The following is a 15,379-nucleotide window of genomic DNA, read 5'->3' as shown; positions in this document are numbered from 1 at the left end:
CATCTTGCTCGTATCGGGCTTATTTCCCTGGGACTCCTGTCCCTGGCTGCTGTGGGTTGTGGCGGTGAAGACCCACCGGATGACGGCGGAGGTGGGGGGGCAGGCGGCGCTGGCGGCGCTGGCGGTGCTGGTGGCGCTGGTGGCACCGGGAATTGCGAGGTCATCTCCCTGAACAACCTGCGTTTCGACCTTTATGACGATGTGTCGATCGGCTATCGCGGCGAGGTCGAGCCCAATATCGGGAGTGATCTGCCCGATCGATTCTTCCTCCAGTTTTACAACGTCGGAGATTTCGTCGATACCCCCATAGGCGTCTTCGACCTGTCCGAGACCCCCGATGACAATTTCGGCACCTGTGGCCATTGCGTGCTGATCGCGCAGGACTTCGACGGGCAGCTTTCGGACAAATTCTTCTTCCAGTCGAAGGGCCGGATGACGCTCTCCCGGGATCCGAGGGTGTCGCTCGATCTCGTGGCTTCTCTGGAGGGGCTGGAGCTCGTCGAGGTGACGCTCGATCCGGTGACCACCGCGTCGACGCCCGTGCCTGGTGGTGGCTGTTTCACGGTGCCGGACATGCAGATCAATTACCGGTACGTGCCTTCCGGCTGGACGTGTGACCCGGCGCGATACAACGACGGTACGACCTGCGATTGCGAGTGCGGTGCAGCCGATGCGGATTGCGAGCCTGGAGCGTTGATGCCCATCGAGGGGTGCGACGCAGCGCAAGCCTGCATTGCCGGTATGTGCTTCGACAAGTGCAGTGCATTCGAGCCAAAGTCGGGATGCAGCGCCGGGGTCTGCAGCGTGGGATGGCCGAGTGACCTCTGTTATGACGACCCGCCCGTCGTGGCAGGGTCGGTGCAATTTGGCGAGGCGTGTCCGGACACCGCGGTCTTCTGCGCGGTGAACGGCTCGTTCTCCGAGGGGCTGTGCGACCGCAACTTCCGTGACGACAGGGTGTGCCGCTCCATCTGTCGCAGCGATCACGACTGTGATGCTGGCCAGCAAGAGGTGTGCTTCCCGGTCTTCGGCGATCTCTCCGGGAAGGGCTTCTGCGCACCGAATTACCCGCCGGGGTGGACGTGCGGCGGTGAGCTGTACGCGGACGGTGCCGAGTGCAACTGTGAGTGCGGCGTGACGGATCCCGATTGTGACGACAGGTCCTTGCCGGTGACCGGCTGCGCTTCGGGTGAGGTGTGCGTGCAGGCGGATCTGTGCGCGCCTCCGGTGTCGAACGATACGTGCGCCATGGCGCTGCCGTTGCCCCTGGGGACGAGCACCGGGACGACGCTCGGTGCGGCCGACGATTACGGTGCCAATCCGGTGGATGGGGTGTGCATCGGGTTCGCCGTGCAGGAGGGGCCGGATGTCGTCTACCAGGTGAGCCTGCAGGCCGGTCAGACGCTGGACGTGCAGGTGTCCTCCACCCAGTTCGACGTGAATGTCTACCTGTTCGGCCCGGGGAGCCCGGCAGTCTGCAATCCGACGCTGGCTGGCTGCGCCGCGGCCGAGGCCACCGTGAACGACGGCGAGCGCTTGCAGTTCACGGCGCAGACGGCGGGGACCTATTACTTCGTGGTCGACTCGCCCTACAGCTTCGACGTGGGCGGGGAGTTCACGATGACCGCCGCCATCAACTGAGCGCTGGGGGACGCTGTTCAGCGTTCCCCGTCGCATGTAGTGTCTCGGGGATGCGCCCCGACGCCGCCATCTCAGCCTCGACGCCATCTGGCTTATTCCGCCGCCTGACGCCGCTGACGTGGGTGTACGCGGCGAGCGTCGTCCTCAGGCTCTTCTACGAGCTGGGAAAGATCGATGGCCCTCCGGGCGTCCAGCGGGCCTTCGCGTCGGTGCGTGGGCCGTCGCGGTTTGCCATGGCGGCGTTTCGCGTCCAGCTCATTCCCATCTTCGGCTTGATGCTCGCGCCCTGTCTCTGGTGCGCGTTCACGGTGCGGGTCGACTGGACGCAGGCGGCTCTGGAGCGGTGAAAAGGAGGAGGCTCGTGGAAGAAGGGATCGGCGACGACGTCTCGGGCGCGGAGAAGGAGAAGACGCGGTGGTTCTTCCAGAGCATGACCGCGATCACACACGTCCACCTGTTGCTCGTCGTGAGTCGAACCGTGCTCATTCTGTTCGAGTATGGCTCTCCGGAAGACGTCGTATCGAATTTCATGAAGGCTCGCGTCGCGCAGCCGCAGCTCTTCTTCCTGACCACGATTCTCGGTATGGGTTGGCTGTACAGGGCGTGGACGCGTATCCCCTCGTCGTGTCGGCTGACCCATTCCGAGAGGAGCATCTCGCCAGGGCAAGCCGTCGGGCGCCTGCTCATTCCGTTCTACAATCTGTACTGGATGTATGTGGTCAATCTGGGGCTGTGCGGTGCCCTCGATCGTCACGCCCGGCGCTTGAAATCACCACTGCGGGGCCCTTCGCTCGTCGCCCTGACGGCGTGCATCGTCCAGACGCTTCCCTTTGTGAGTCTCGTCGTCGCGCCCATCTTCTGGTGTGCCTTCATGGTGTGCGTCGATCTGATCCAGGACGATCTCGGGCTACGTCAGGCCAAGCGTCGACGCCGCTCCAGGAGAGCGGCAGAGGTCTCCAGGAAAACGGCAGAGGTGTAAAAGGGGTCGGGAGCCGCGAGGTGCCTCTCCAGGAGACGAGCCCGGGGAGGCCATGGATATCGGTGGTGATGTCGCCTGGTCGGTCAGCGCCGGGAGCTCAGGAGCCAGGTGCGGTAGTGATCGTGCAGGGCCGTGAAGCGGTCGTACAGCTCTCCTTCCACCCCGAACCGCTGGCTCCAGGCGAGCTGCTCGGCGCGGTGGGTGGTCTCGGTGAGCTGCCAGCGCGCGCGGACGGCTTCGGCCGTGGTGTTGCCGAGCGACAGCTCCGCGGAGAAGGCTGCGAACTGTTCGAGGCTCATGCGCGGACCCGCGGGTCTGGAGGGGGGGGCCTCCTGAGAAGGGGTCGCTCCGGGTGAGAAGGGGGCGAGCGGGGAAGGGGGCAGCACGGGAGGTGGGGGCAGCACGGGAGGTGGAGGAATCGCCGGGAGGGTGATGGCGGGCGCGGCAGGCGCGGAAGGAGTCACCGGGAGGGCGACGGTGGCCACGGCAGGCACGGAAGGAGTCACCGGGAGGGTGACGGTGGCCCCGGCAGGCGTGGAAGGTGCGGCAGGCGCCACCGGGAGGGCGACGGTGGCTCCGGCAGGCGCGGGAACGTGCCTGGGGGGCGATGGTGGAGAGGAGGGGTGTGGGGGAATCGGGAAGGCCCCAGGTTCCAGGAAAGGGAGGGGGCGCTCGGCGGTGCGCGTCGGGTCAGGGAGGCGGGTGGCATCGAGCGCGTCGGCGCTCGGGCGTGAGGGTTCATCCACCGTCTGGTCGAGGGGGCGGGGGGTGGACGTCGAGGGTGCGGGGCTGCCGAGGGCATGCTGCACCCCAGGTGCGCTGGCAGGCCTGAAGGGGAGCGCTGGGCCGTCGGGGGTGAGGGCTCCGAGGCGGGTGGTCGACAGGTCGCTCGTGGGGCTCGGCGGCGTCGGGTCGGGCGTGTGTGCCCGGGAGGAGGGCAGCGCGGAGGAGGCAGGGCCCGTGGAAGAGGAGGTGGACGCCGCGGTCTCCGTCTGGAGGTAGGAAGGCACGGCGCGTCTGGGGGCGGCGGGGGCAGCGGGGGCAGGCGGAGCGAGGTCGGTGTCGTCGTCCTGCTCGTCGGCGGGGTCAGGAGGGGGAGAGGCGTGCGGGGGGGCCTCGGCGAGGCGCGCGGCCGTGGTGGCTCGGTGCTCCGCTTCGGCGAGGGGGAGCCGCGCGGCGAAGGCTGCCTTGTACAGGTCGGTCAGGGTCGTCCGTCGACGTGCCGCTTCTTCGCTGATGCGGGTGAGCCACTCGGTCTGGCTGTCGCTCCAGTGGTCGTGGGTGAGCCCCTCTCGTTCGAGCAGCGCATCGAGGGGGACGCCGGCTTCGAGGTCGGCCGCGAGGGTGGCGACACGTTCGAGAGGTAGGAGGTCGTCCATGGTGCCTCAGCCGTCTTCGTCGGGGGGGAGGTGGGCCTCGTAGAGGAGGTTGCTCCTGTCGAGGTAGTAGGCGAGATGGGACAGTGCCTTCGTGGCGCGCGCGGGGCGTCCGTAGACGACATCCCAGTAGGGGCGCCGTTCGGGGTCCTGGTGCCCGTAGGCGCGCCAGGGACGAATGTTGATGCCGGTGGGCTCGTTGGTCTCGAAGACTGCGATCAGGTCTCCCTGCTTCGGTGGGATGTCGATGACCGTGGCCGCGTGCGCCCAGGCGAGGACCTCGTTGTAGTACACGGCGTCAGGGCGGCGACGGACGAGCATGTACTTCAAGGCTGCGCTGTTCTTGCTGGCGCCGCTGAGGAGGGTGCGCGCGACGCCGAGCTGGTCCTGGGCACTGATGAGTCCAGGGGTCCTGGTGCCGAGGGCGTCGCGCGGGAGGGGGGAGGGGCGGATGCCTCTGCCGCGCTTCAGCTCGTGCTCCTCCACGAAGCGGAGCGCGGTGTCCGAGGTGCCGTGCTGCAGGACGGCATCGAGAACCTGGGCGGAGATCTCGGCTTCGTGGCGCTGGGTCGTCATGGCGGGCCCGCGCCGCCCGTCCACGGGGGCGTGGTCCAGCAAGCCGACGCGCATCGGCATGGGGGTACGCAGGGAGACGAGCGACCAGGGGTCGTCCTTGCTGCCGATCTGACGCCACGTGAGGAACAGCATCACGTCACCTGGCTGGAGATCGCGCTGAGATTTGGGCCGGAAGAGCCGGAAGCGAGACGCCAGCGAGGCGGCGCTGTCCTGGCTCGCCCGGGCCTCCTCGTCGTCGTCCGCTTCCCGGTCGTCGTAGTCGTAGCCGGCGTTGGCCGTCAGTCCGCCGTCGAGCTGGACGTTCCGGGCCGCGGCCACCATCTCGGTGATCTGGTTGCACACGGCGCGCGAGGTGACGATCCCGAGGTCCTGCTTCTGCTTGGACTTCCATTTCTGCTGCGCCTTCTCCCGGAAGAGCCAGGCGAGCGTCGGGTTCTCGTCGACGACCTTGCCCTCCAGGCTGGGGGCGCGCACGGGCCAGCGACCCGACGAGGCGGCGGGGGACGGCGGTGGGGTCTCGCCGCCGGTCTCCTGGTCCTGCGGCGCCGCGGGGGGCTTGGGGGACTTCGTGGGGGTCACCTCGGCGACGTTCACGAAGTCGTTGCGCAGCTCGGTGTACTGCACCACGCCAGGCCATGCTTCGGCGGGTAGCTTGCCTGTGTCCCGCCAGCGCACGAGGAGTCCCCACGCCTCCCGCTGCGGGAGCGAGGGGTACGGGACCTCTGGCAAGGGGGGCGAGAGCGCGGCCAGCGTCGTGGCTGGGTCATCCATGCGCTCGGTCCAGATGATGGCGAGGTTGTGCAGGAGGTGGCGCACGACGTTCGCTGCCGCGGCGGTGTTGTGGTTCGCCAGGGCGGTCTCGGCTTCGACCAGGGGGGCGAGGGGATTCGTGCGGGATGGCCTTGCCTTGGTCCGGCTTCCCTTGAAGGCGCGGCTGGAGAGGTCGGGGTTCGCCGTGAGCAGGGCGCGGAGCGCCTGGACGTGGATGGCGATGCGCTGAGGATCGAGCGCGCCGGCCGTCGGGATCTCGCGCTCGTCGATCTCGCGGGCTCTCAGCGTGAGGACCAGGAGGTGGGGCGGGTAGTAGGCGTTGTGGGCGCCGGCATAACGGAGCCCCGAGTAATGCAGGACGGCGTAGCGGACCCAGCCGGGGATCACCTCTTCGCTGGGGTCTTTCGCGAAGATCTCGTCATGGATGTAGGTGAGGAGCTGGCCATGGGTGAGCGCGAGGTAAGCGGCGCGCTCCAGGCGCTTGCCGGTCTTCTTGAGTTCTTCCTGGATCTTCCGGCGTTCACTCAGACGGGTCTTCTGGGTGCTGGTCTCTCCGAGGAGCGCTTTGCGCTGCGTGAGATCTTCGTACTCGTGGACGTCGTCGTCGGTGCGGATGGGCGGCAGTGCGTCGGGTGAGCCCTCGGGGGTGGCGAGTTCGGCGCGAGCATTCTCTCCGGCGGCGACATCATGGCCCACCTTGTCCCTGGCGTTGCGAGGCGCTGACCGTGTGGCGCCTGCGACCGCGTTCTTGGGCCGCCGGGCGATACGGTTCTTGAGCCAGCTGAGACGGGCGTCGATGCGGTCGGCGCGGTCGAGCTGCTCCAGCCGCTCTTGTTTGGCTTTCCGGTCGGCCTCGATGGCGAGCTCGTGCGGGGTGGCGTCGCTCGTCTCGTGCGGTGAGGTGTCTGGTTTCGGTGAGCGATGGCGTCGACGGAAGTCGTCGATGGAGGCGGCGTCGGCGACGCGCAGGCGGTAGTGGGCGATGAAGTCTCGCAGGCGCTCCTTGCGGTCCTGGGTGTCCTTCACATCGGCGTCGCTCTCGGCGTTTCCGGTGCCCGAGCGGGTCCGCCCCTGGTCCGAAGGTCCTTGCTCGTCTTTCCGGTAAATGAGCTGCCGGAGGATCTTGTTCTGCCAGGGGAAGAGGTGCCGGGGGTAGTAGCGGAGGACTGGCTGGAGCGTCAGGTAGACGACGCCTTTGACGCGCTCGACGCCATCGAACGTCGGGTGTTCCGGGCCGGGGTTCAAGGGCACGGCGAGCGCGGCGAGCTGGTCGAGGTCGAGGCTGACGCGGGCTTCATCCTCACCTTCTCCGAAGCCGCCAGGTGTGGGTTCGGCGTCCGGGGGCGGGGCGGGGAAGGTTGCGCTGATTTCGAGCAGGGCCCGCGGGGCGACGAGGCGCGGTGGGACGAGACCGGTGGCGTCGGTGGTGGCGGTGCCGATCGCAGAGCCATCGGTGGTGAAGGTGACGGGGGCTTCTTCGAGGGGCGAGCCGGCGCGATCCCGGACGGTGACGACGATCAGGTAGCGGGCGGGGAGGGCGACGGTCTGGGGATGGCCCGTGGCGACGGCCGTGTCGCTCGCGGCGATGGGGAGGCGGCGCGAGGGGCCGCCCTCTCCGAGGGGGGCATCGTCGTTCCATGACCCGTCGAGATCGTCGTCGGGCTGTCCATCGGGGCTCTCGTCGCTCATCGGTCCTCCTCCGGTCGTCGTTCGGCTCAGGCGCCGTAAGCCTCGCGCAAGGCGTCGAGGGTGGCCGCGTCGGGGACGCCCGAAGGCACGAGGCCGCAGGCGCGCTGGAAGTGCTTGAGGCCGGTCTGGGTCGCAGCGCTCAAGCGACCGTCGACAGGGCCGTGGTAGTGGTTCAGGTGGAGCAGGCGCATCTGCACGCCGGTCACCTCGTGGAGCGGGTCGAGGCCTCCGACGACGAGCGGGAGGACGACGTCCCGCTGTTCGAGGTGGAGGCGCACCCGGCGCAGCGCGACCGGAAGGTCGATGGAAAGCTTGCCGTCCCCGTCGGTCTGGCCGGACGCCGAGGGGACTTCGAGCACGCGGAAGGGTTCGTTCGCGATGGGCTCGTCGCCGTCGACGAGGGTGAGTTCGACCCGGGTCCTGGGGACGTTCACCGTGAAGTGGTTGGGCGCGCCGACGGTGAGGTCCCGCGCGGCCGGGGCCTTGCGTCGTGGGATGAACAGGAGATCTCCCGGGGCGAGGATGTGGCCATCGCCGCGGAGCTCGCGCAGGCGCTCGTTCTGCTTGGCGTTCCAGATGGCATCGGGGGTCGCGCCGACCCGGTGGGCGATTCGTTCGAGGTGCTCGCCTCGACGCACGACGTGGTACGGCATCGGTCAGCCTCCTGCGCGTGAGGGCAGCTCGGGGAAGTGGATCTTGGCTTTGCCTTCGAGGCCGTGGACGGTCGCCTCTCCGTTCTCGTCCAGCACCCCGGCGCGCTCGGTTCCGTCGTCGAGGATGAGCAGATAGCGTTCGCTTGGAAGCGCATTCCCATCCTGATCGGTGAGCTTGATCTGCGTGGGGGGAGGTGGCGCGCGCCGCGCTTCGGGGCCGTCACTCGCATCGGGCGGCTCTTTCAGGTAGACGGTGCCGCCGTCGATCTTCACGTCGGCCGTGAGGCAGACCGAGGCCCCCTGGGAAAGGACGAACGCTTTCTTGCCTTCGAGGCGAGCGAGCTTGCTGGCCTTGAGGTTCAAGGTGTCACCGTCGGTCTCCACGATGCCCGCGTCGATGCGTACCTTCGGGGCCACGAGCTGGATGGCCGTGGGGGTGAGGACGATCGACGAGTCGCCGCAGCGGAGGCGGATCGCTTCGTCGGACGTCAGCTCCAGGGTGCGCGTGGCCTCCGAGACGCTGGTGCCTTCGACGTGGAGCAACATGGAGCGGGGGGCGGCGTGGGTGCCGACGAGCAGGACGGTGTGTCCGCCGCCTCGTACGATGGCGTCGTCCTCGACCTGGGCGTTCAGCAGGCCGTTCACCTGGGCTTCGGCATCGCCATCGACGTGGAGCGCGGCGCGCCCCTTCACGTTCACCCCGAGGCCGCCCTCGTAGCTGGACGCGGCGTGCCCTGCGACCTTCTGCGAGGAGCGCCCCGAGATGGTCTGCCGGGCGTGCCCACCGATGGTGCGATCCTCGTCGCCGGCGATGACGTCGACGCAATGCCCCTCGACGGTGAGCTTGCGATCCTTGGCGACGTTGATCGTTTGATGGCCGGCGACCTGGGTCCTGTGCTCGTTGGGGACCGTGGTCTCGAGATCGCGCTGGGCCGTGATCAGGAGGCACTCGCTCGCCGAGGTGTCGTCGAAGATGATGGCGCTCCCTCCGTCGCCGCGCGGGGTGGAGCGCGAGACGATGCCGCTCCTGTCCGCCTCGGCGGGCAGGGAGAAGGGACCCGGGTTGGAGCTGTTGGGCGCGCAGCCGATGATGATCGGTCGGTTGATGTCACCGCCGAGGTAGCTCACCAGGACCTCCATGCCAGCGCGCGGCAAGAAGTGCGTCCCGAAGCCTGCGCCGGACCACGCCTGGGCGACGCGCAGCCAGCAGGAGCGACCGATGTCCAGCGTGCGGTCGAGGTCCCAGCGGAACTGGACGCGGACCCTGCCGAGGGCATCGGTATGGGTATCGCCGCCGCCGGGGCTCACCACGACGGCGGTGTCGAGCGGTGGCGCGAGGCGCGTGGGGAGCGGGGGAGGTCTCCAGGGGGTCTCGGCGCCGATGGCGTCGAAGCGGACTTCATAGACGTTCGTGTCGTCCGTGAGCTGGGGGGTGCGCCCATCGCAGACGAGACGGACCACGAGGTGGTCGCCTCGAGAGCCGAGGTCGTCGGGATGTTCGACGTGGAGGCGGTGGCCTGCGTGGAGGCGTCGGCAGTTGCCCGCACCCTCATAGCGTATGGTCTCGGTGCGGGCCTGTTCGAGTGCACGCCGGGTGGTCGCGTCGTCGACGAGTTCGTTCCCCATGAGCGGGCGGGGAGGGAGCCAGCCATCGATGTGGCTCGGGATGGCGAGGTCGCGCGGGCCGCTTGCGTCGGCGACCAGATCGAACCTGGCGTTGACGGCGAGGTAGTCGCGGAACTTGACGGTCTCGCGAGCGATGGCACGGCGTCGCGACCAGGACACCAGCTCCTCGGTGTCCAGCGCGCTCATGGCGCCCGAGGAGCACACGCGGAGCGAGGGCATGGCGCCGCCTACGGGGAGGCCCTTGGAACCCTTCGGCGGTGAGAACCACTGCTCGGGGGGACTCTGGTGTGCGGCGGGGGTATCACCGAAGACGACGATCTCCTCGGCATCCGGTGAGGCGTCGTCGGCGGGAGGAAAGGCGAAGTAGAAGTAGATCCCTTCGGCGGCGAGGAGGCGACAGAGGAAGTCGTGGTCGGACTCCTGATACTGGACGCAGTGCTCCCACGCGCTGCGTGGCTCGGCGAGCGCGAAGCGGTGCGGGACCCGCCATTCGCCGAGGATCTGGGAGATGATCTCCGAGACCGAGAGGTCTTGAAAGATTCGAGAGGTCCGGCGCTCCGAGAGCAAGGCGAGTCGGGGGACGAGCTCCAAGGTGAGCGCCGTGCGTCTTCCGCCGGGCGTGTTGCTCGTACCGTACGAGGACGTGGCGCGGACGACGCCGGTGATGACGTGCGGGCCGGCGACGGTGTCCAGGGAGAGGACGGCACGTTCGCCGAGGAGGGCCTCCTCCAGCGCAGGGTAGGGCTGCGCCGAGAGGGCTTCGATGCGGTACGTATAAATCGACGAGAGGGACTCCTCTCCGTGGAAGCGCGTGACGTCGAGCGCTCCACGACCGAGGCGCTTCGTCGTCAGCTGGAACGGTTTCGAAGCGTCGAGCTCGGGCATGCTCTCTGGCGATAGCGTGTCTGGAAACGGAACGTCAATCGTGGTGTCGTCGGAATGAGAACCGATCAGGGTCGTGCGGTCCGCACGATGTCATCGCGTCTGGATGCCGCCTGCGCCTGGATCGGCGATTTCGATCGTACCTCCCCACTGACACGCGCAGGTCGCGTCGTCCGTGAGCGCGACGCCGCGCACGAGCCGGACATGACGGTGCCCCGATTGCCAGGGAGCTGGGGTGGCAGGCACACAGGGCTGTGGCGTCAGCACGCCATTGGCCGCCGAGGTTGCAGCGGAGACCTGTGGGTTGGACATGGAGCGGCACATGCCGAAGGAGGCGACGTGGAGGTTGGGTCGATGGTCGTCGACGGTCGCTGCCTGGCGCTTCTGTCCAGCGACGCCGTGCGGGGTCGCAACCGAGAGGCGCCCAGGGGTCGAGCCCTGATTGCATCGGAGCGTTGCGCCATCGACCACGAGCCTGGCCATGATGGCGTACGAGCTTAGGGGTCCCGATGGCGGTCTTCAACGCCGCCATTCACCCTGCTCGGAGCTGCTGCTGGGGGAGGGTTACTGAACGATGGTCGCGCAGCCGAACAGCACCTCGATCTTGCCGGGCTTGTTCGGACCGATGGCGTCCTGCGCGTCGTCGCAGGCCTGGGGGCAGAGGATGACCTTGGTGGGGTGCACGGGGTCGTCGTAGTACCAGGCGGCGCTCGTGCCACAGTCGGCTGCGGTGGGCACGTGGTTGATCAGGGTCTGGTCGCTGCCGCTGGTGAAGGCGACGTTGACCTTGGCGGGGTCGATGGTGCCAGAGCTCGGGGTGGGGATGGCGAGCTCACAGGAGAGCTTTGCGGTCTCGATGACGGCGTCGGCGACCGCATCGAAGAACGGTCCCCAGGCGGCCTGGCCGTCGCAGATCTTGGCGCGCACACCGCCGGTCTTGGCGACCAGGGTGGTGTACGTGGGGCCGGAACTCGGCGGCTCGGTCAGGTTCGAGTACTTGCACTTGGTCGACGGGTCGTTCGGCGCTCCCCAGCCATAGATGGCGCTGAACACGTAGTCGTCGAAGAGACCATTCCACGAGGGGCGAAGGATGCCCGGCGGGAGCTGATTGTTGTTGTACGGGTTCTTGCCGCCCGCGAAGTTCTCGAAGTTGTCGGCGCTGAGGCGCGCATTGTCGTCCGTGACGACGACGAAGGTCTTGGTCGCTTCGGGGCGGAGCTGGCCAGCCCAGGGTTCACCACCGCGCGCCTGTCCTTGCTGGTAGCCGTCGGTCTGCGCGAGGGTGCCGAGGATCTGCTCGAGCGGTTGGGTGCTGTAGATGTTCATGCTCGAGTGGAAGAACCGCGGGCTGTTGCCGCAGTCGTCGTTCCCGGCGAGCGGCTGCGGGATGCAGATCGGGTGGAGGTTGCCCGACTGGGTCTTGCCGCGCAGCGAGAGCATGATGACGCGGTAGTCGAGGGACTTGGCGGCGATGAGGGCCGCGAAGGCATTGAGTCCCTGTTTGATCTGCGTGACGGCGGGCGCCATGCTCGAGGAGTTGTCGACCATCCAGATGATGTCGACAGGGAGGGGCACCGCCTCGGCCTCTTCTACGGCCGTGGCACACGCCGAATCCGGTTCGAGGGGCGGCTCCTCGGTGGAGGCGTCATTGTCGATATCGATGCCGCCGTCGTCCCCCGGAGGAAGCCCGCCGCCACCCGACCCGCCGCTCCCCGGGTCGCCGCCGGAGTTGCCGCTGGTTCCTTCGGGGAGAGGACTGCCGCTCGTTCCAGCGGCACAGGCATACATTCCGGTAAAGAGCGCAGGCAACACCAGAGCGAGCAGGTGAGCGCGAAGCATTACCAGGAGTTTTACCATGGCTCCGTGATCCGCTGGTGGGTTCTTTGGTGACATCCACGTGTCGACGTGACGTGTCCCGGGACGCCATCGTCGACCTCCACCCGTCATCAGTTCACCTGTCACCTGGCGGGGAGGCCGGACCGCCATGGAGGAGGTGGCCGACCTGGGTTCGCGGACCTGGCGGGTAGCCTGGTCCGGTTGACGCATCGCTCAGGTCCTCTGTACGGTGGTCGACAATGCTATCTCGCCGCTCCCTCGCTCGATCCCGAGCGCTGCTGTTCCTGCCGCTCGCTGCCATTCTGTATGCGGCGTGCTCCGACGGCGCTTCCAGCACCCAGCCTTCCGGGACGAGCGGCCCGGGCGGGGGGGGCGGGGCAGGCGGAGGTGAGGGGGGAAGCGGGGCCGGTGACGATGGCCGATGCGGAGGGGAGTTCTGTCCTCAGTCGTTCATCTGCCGTTACGACACGTGCATTCCGAACCTGGGGTCCTGCTCGACCCATGACGATTGCCCCGGGGACTCGTACTGCGATGCCAATGGCGAGTGCATCCCTTACGGGGTGCCGCCGGAGGTCATCAACGACCCCGACTGTAAGAAGGAAGTGGTGCCCGATGGCGTGGTCCCGACCGTCCAGTGCGAGTGGGCGGGTCCCACCGCACCGGGGGACCCGACGGCGGCGTCCATCTACGTCTACACGGCGCCGGTGGTCGCCGACCTGAACCTCGATCTCGATCCCGGCAAGCTCCAGCCGTCGATCGTGGTGACGACCTTCCAGCACGCCGGGAGCGACCGGGTGGGGACGCTGCGTGTCTTCGATGGCCGCACGTGCGAGGAGCAGATGCGGCTCGGTGGGGCGGACGACCCCTCGAACGAGAACCGGCCAGCGTACGGGACACAGTGGGCCATCGGAGATCTCGACGGCGACGTGCCCTCGGGCGGGCATCCGGAGATCGTCGGAATGCGCCGGTCGACCACGGGGTCGGGCATCAATGCGCCCCTCAACCTCTATGCGCTCGGCATCGATGCGTCCGGCGCAGCGCCTCGGCTCGAGCGCCGCTGGGTCGGGCGGATCTGCAGCCAGAGTGGCGACACCATCGTCGACTTCGCCTCGAACCAGGCCAATTTCGGGCCAGGTATCTGGGACATCGACGACGATGGGTCGCCCGAGATCATCGTCGACGAAATGGTGTTCGACGCCGATGGCTGCCTGCGCAACGGAGTGAGCTTCCTCAACTACCTCCAGCACGGCGTGATGTCGGCCATTGCCGATGTCGATCTCGATGGTCGGCCCGAGCTGGTGCGTTTCGATCGGATCGCGCGCTGGGACGCGGCGGCCTCGGACTGGGTGAACGAAAGCTTCTTCGTCCATAATGCGGTGACGCAGAAGCCGGGCCACGTGGCGATCGTCGATCTCGGGCAGTACTCGCAGATCCCGGGGAAGCCGCTGCCGAACAACCTACCGGAGGTGGTGGTGGTGTCGGCCGAGACGACGATGTTCAATGCGAACTCCTCCGGCACGATCCGCGTCCAGACGCTCGACGGGACGGTGGTCTGGGGCCCGGTGCCGCTGCACCACGATCCGGGCGTGCCCGGTGGTCATGGTGGCCCGCCGACGGCAGGCGACTTCGACGGCGATGGGCAGGTGGAGTTCGCCGCGGCGGCCAACCAGTACTACGCCGTCTACGATCCCGATTGCGTGGCGGCGCTCGGTGGACAGAGCCCGCCGGAGCGACCTGGTGGGAAGTGCGATCGCCCGCCGGAGATGCAATCGCTCCCCGACGGTGTGCTCTGGGCGCAGCTCTCGCAGGACTTCTCGTCGAGCGGGACGGGCTCGTCGGTGTTCGACTTCAATGGCGATGGGAACGCCGAGGCGGTGTATGGCGACGAATGCTACGTCCGCGTCTACGAAGGCAAGAGCGGCAAGGTGATCTTCAGCGCGCCGGCTTCCAACTCGACGGGCTTCGAGCTGCCGGTCATCGCGGATGTGGACGGCGATTTCGCCACCGAGATCGTGGTGGCGCGCTCGCCCTCTCCGGCATGCCCGGCGACCGATCCGCTCTTCCCCGGCTCGGGCCCCGCGGTGCAGCGGGGGGGCTTCATGATCCTGCGCGACCCCGACGATGCCTGGGCCTCTTCGCGGCCCATCTGGAACCAGCACGCCTACTCGATCACCAACGTGACCGACGACGCGCGCATCCCGCGGTCGAGCCAGGTGGCGCCGAACTGGACGCAGGCTGGCCTGAACAACTTCCGCCAGAACACGCAGGGGAGCCTCGGGCTGCTGAACGTCGCCGATCTGACGGCGGTCATCACCGACGTGGGCGCGCTGTGCAGCGGCACCGCGGGCGACGTCACGCTGAAGACGCGCGTTTGCAACCGGGGGACGAACCCGGTGCAGGATGGGGTCACGGTCGAGTTCAACGTGGATGACGGCGCTGGCGGCGTCGCTGCGCTGTGCTCGTCGCAGACCGAGGCGCTGCTCATGCCGGGAGACTGCGAGGAGGTGGCCTGCACGGGCTTCGTACCCGGGACGGGGAACATCTTCGTCGTGGTCGATCCGAGCAACACGATCGCCGACTGCCACCCGGGCAACAACCAGGGCGCGGGGACGCTGCAGATCTGCCCGCAATGAGGCGTAAGCGGGCGGTGCGTTGTGCGCCGCCCTCGGGGCCCTTCTGACCGCGTGGTCCAGTCGGGGGCGGTGTTCTAGGTGTCGTCGTCGTCGCGGCGCACCAGCCCCTCACGGCGCCCCATCTCGTAGAGCTTCTCCTTGATGAGCTGGAAGCGCTTGCGCAGGCGCGCGGCCTCGCGCTTCAGCGCGTCGCCTTCGAGCGGCGCGCCGTCGTCTTCGTGGAGCACGCGCGCGAGGTCGATCCAGGAGAGCTGGCGATCCACGCGGAGCAGGAGCAGCGCCTGATCCTCGGATGGCAGCGACTCGCGCAGGGCGGTGAAGCGGTTCTTGCGCTCGGTCTGGAGCCACGACTGGGTCTGGGTGCGCACCTCGGCGGCGATGGCTTCGAGGCGTGACGAGTCGGGGAGGGGAGCGCCCCGGGCTGCGCGCCTCCTGGCGTCGCGTCGGAAGCGCAGGGAGGCCTTGCGCGCCACGGCGTAGGCCCAGGTACGGAACGACGAGCGCCAGCCGAAGCGGGGTAGGCCGCGCCACAGGCCTTCGGCGAAGAGGGAGAAGACCTCGGCGGCGTCGTCGTCCTGGCGGTGGAGCGCCGCGAGGAACTCGAAGATCTCCCGACCGTAGCCGCGGAGCGCGATCTCGGCGGCGCCGGCGAGATCGCCGCCCTCGGCGTGGCTCCGGATGGTGACTTCGAGCTCTTCTCTCTGCTGCGGGTTCATG

11 protein-coding genes are annotated in these 15,379 nt (G+C 68.2%); 4 read left to right on the top strand and 7 right to left on the bottom strand.

Features of this window, described 5'->3' with window-relative positions:
* Positions 1 to 51: 51 nt before the first annotated feature.
* From CMC5_RS39000 to CMC5_RS38990, 3 genes are read left to right on the top strand one after another with little or no spacing between them, the layout of a single operon-like run.
* Entirely contained in the window at positions 52 to 1,641 is a 1,590-nt protein-coding gene (locus CMC5_RS39000) for a PPC domain-containing protein (RefSeq protein WP_156339198.1), read from the top strand.
* Positions 1,642 to 1,691: 50 nt separating this feature from the next.
* Positions 1,692 to 1,988 carry a hypothetical protein gene (locus tag CMC5_RS38995; protein WP_050435159.1) on the top strand — a complete coding sequence of 99 codons (297 nt, stop codon included), beginning with the start codon at positions 1,692 to 1,694 and terminating at the stop codon, positions 1,986 to 1,988.
* A 14-nt stretch (positions 1,989 to 2,002) separates the two neighbouring features.
* Positions 2,003 to 2,620 (top strand): DUF4328 domain-containing protein, encoded by a 618-nt coding sequence (locus CMC5_RS38990; protein ID WP_050435158.1) that lies wholly within the window; start codon positions 2,003 to 2,005, stop codon positions 2,618 to 2,620.
* Positions 2,621 to 2,703: 83 nt separating this feature from the next.
* Here CMC5_RS38990 and CMC5_RS38985 read toward each other — a convergent pair whose 3' ends face one another.
* From CMC5_RS38985 to CMC5_RS38960, 6 genes are all read right to left on the bottom strand, one after another.
* Complete coding sequence (locus CMC5_RS38985) at positions 2,704 to 3,999, bottom strand: hypothetical protein (RefSeq protein WP_050435157.1); 1,296 nt, start codon at positions 3,997 to 3,999, stop codon at positions 2,704 to 2,706.
* A 6-nt stretch (positions 4,000 to 4,005) separates the two neighbouring features.
* Positions 4,006 to 7,032, bottom strand: a complete 3,027-nt coding sequence (locus tag CMC5_RS38980) for an Ig-like domain-containing protein (RefSeq protein WP_050435156.1) — start codon at positions 7,030 to 7,032, stop codon at positions 4,006 to 4,008.
* Positions 7,033 to 7,058: 26 nt separating this feature from the next.
* On the bottom strand, positions 7,059 to 7,685 hold the full coding sequence (locus CMC5_RS38975) for a peptidoglycan-binding domain-containing protein (protein ID WP_050435155.1): 627 nt from the start codon (positions 7,683 to 7,685) through the stop codon (positions 7,059 to 7,061).
* A gap of 3 nt (positions 7,686 to 7,688) precedes the next feature.
* The gene (locus CMC5_RS38970; RefSeq protein ID WP_050435154.1) at positions 7,689 to 10,196 is read right to left on the bottom strand and encodes a type VI secretion system Vgr family protein; all 2,508 of its coding nucleotides are present in this window, start codon (positions 10,194 to 10,196) and stop codon (positions 7,689 to 7,691) included.
* A 90-nt stretch (positions 10,197 to 10,286) separates the two neighbouring features.
* Positions 10,287 to 10,676 carry a DUF4280 domain-containing protein gene (locus tag CMC5_RS38965; protein WP_050435153.1) on the bottom strand — a complete coding sequence of 130 codons (390 nt, stop codon included), beginning with the start codon at positions 10,674 to 10,676 and terminating at the stop codon, positions 10,287 to 10,289.
* 81 nt (positions 10,677 to 10,757) lie between these two features.
* Positions 10,758 to 12,032, bottom strand: a complete 1,275-nt coding sequence (locus CMC5_RS38960; protein ID WP_050435152.1) for a hypothetical protein — start codon at positions 12,030 to 12,032, stop codon at positions 10,758 to 10,760.
* A gap of 236 nt (positions 12,033 to 12,268) precedes the next feature.
* On the opposite strand from CMC5_RS38960, the gene CMC5_RS38955 reads away from it, so the two are divergent.
* Positions 12,269 to 14,662 (top strand): FG-GAP repeat domain-containing protein, encoded by a 2,394-nt coding sequence (locus CMC5_RS38955; protein ID WP_050435151.1) that lies wholly within the window; start codon positions 12,269 to 12,271, stop codon positions 14,660 to 14,662.
* A gap of 74 nt (positions 14,663 to 14,736) precedes the next feature.
* On the opposite strand, the gene CMC5_RS38950 is transcribed toward CMC5_RS38955, so the two are convergent.
* Positions 14,737 to 15,378 (bottom strand): RNA polymerase sigma factor, encoded by a 642-nt coding sequence (locus CMC5_RS38950; RefSeq protein WP_050435150.1) that lies wholly within the window; start codon positions 15,376 to 15,378, stop codon positions 14,737 to 14,739.
* Position 15,379 lies beyond the last annotated feature (1 nt).

Source organism: Chondromyces crocatus (assembly GCF_001189295.1).
GTDB lineage: Bacteria > Myxococcota_A > Polyangia > Polyangiales > Polyangiaceae > Chondromyces > Chondromyces crocatus.
Note: the sequence above shows the minus strand (reverse complement) of the source record. Positions and strands in the feature narration are given on the sequence as shown.

Bases quoted from the DNA above. Each gene is read 5' to 3' on its own strand.
- CMC5_RS38955 (WP_050435151.1), top strand. From the start codon at position 12,269: ATGCTATCTCGCCGCTCCCTCGCTCGATCCCGAGCGCTGCTGTTCCTG.
- CMC5_RS38980 (WP_050435156.1), bottom strand. From the start codon at position 7,032: ATGAGCGACGAGAGCCCCGATGGACAGCCCGACGACGATCTCGACGGG.
- CMC5_RS38965 (WP_050435153.1), bottom strand. From the start codon at position 10,676: ATGGCCAGGCTCGTGGTCGATGGCGCAACGCTCCGATGCAATCAGGGC.
- CMC5_RS38950 (WP_050435150.1), bottom strand. From the start codon at position 15,378: ATGAACCCGCAGCAGAGAGAAGAGCTCGAAGTCACCATCCGGAGCCAC.
- CMC5_RS38985 (WP_050435157.1), bottom strand. From the start codon at position 3,999: ATGGACGACCTCCTACCTCTCGAACGTGTCGCCACCCTCGCGGCCGAC.
- CMC5_RS38970 (WP_050435154.1), bottom strand. From the start codon at position 10,196: ATGCCCGAGCTCGACGCTTCGAAACCGTTCCAGCTGACGACGAAGCGC.
- CMC5_RS38975 (WP_050435155.1), bottom strand. From the start codon at position 7,685: ATGCCGTACCACGTCGTGCGTCGAGGCGAGCACCTCGAACGAATCGCC.
- CMC5_RS38995 (WP_050435159.1), top strand. From the start codon at position 1,692: ATGCGCCCCGACGCCGCCATCTCAGCCTCGACGCCATCTGGCTTATTC.
- CMC5_RS38960 (WP_050435152.1), bottom strand. From the start codon at position 12,032: ATGCTTCGCGCTCACCTGCTCGCTCTGGTGTTGCCTGCGCTCTTTACC.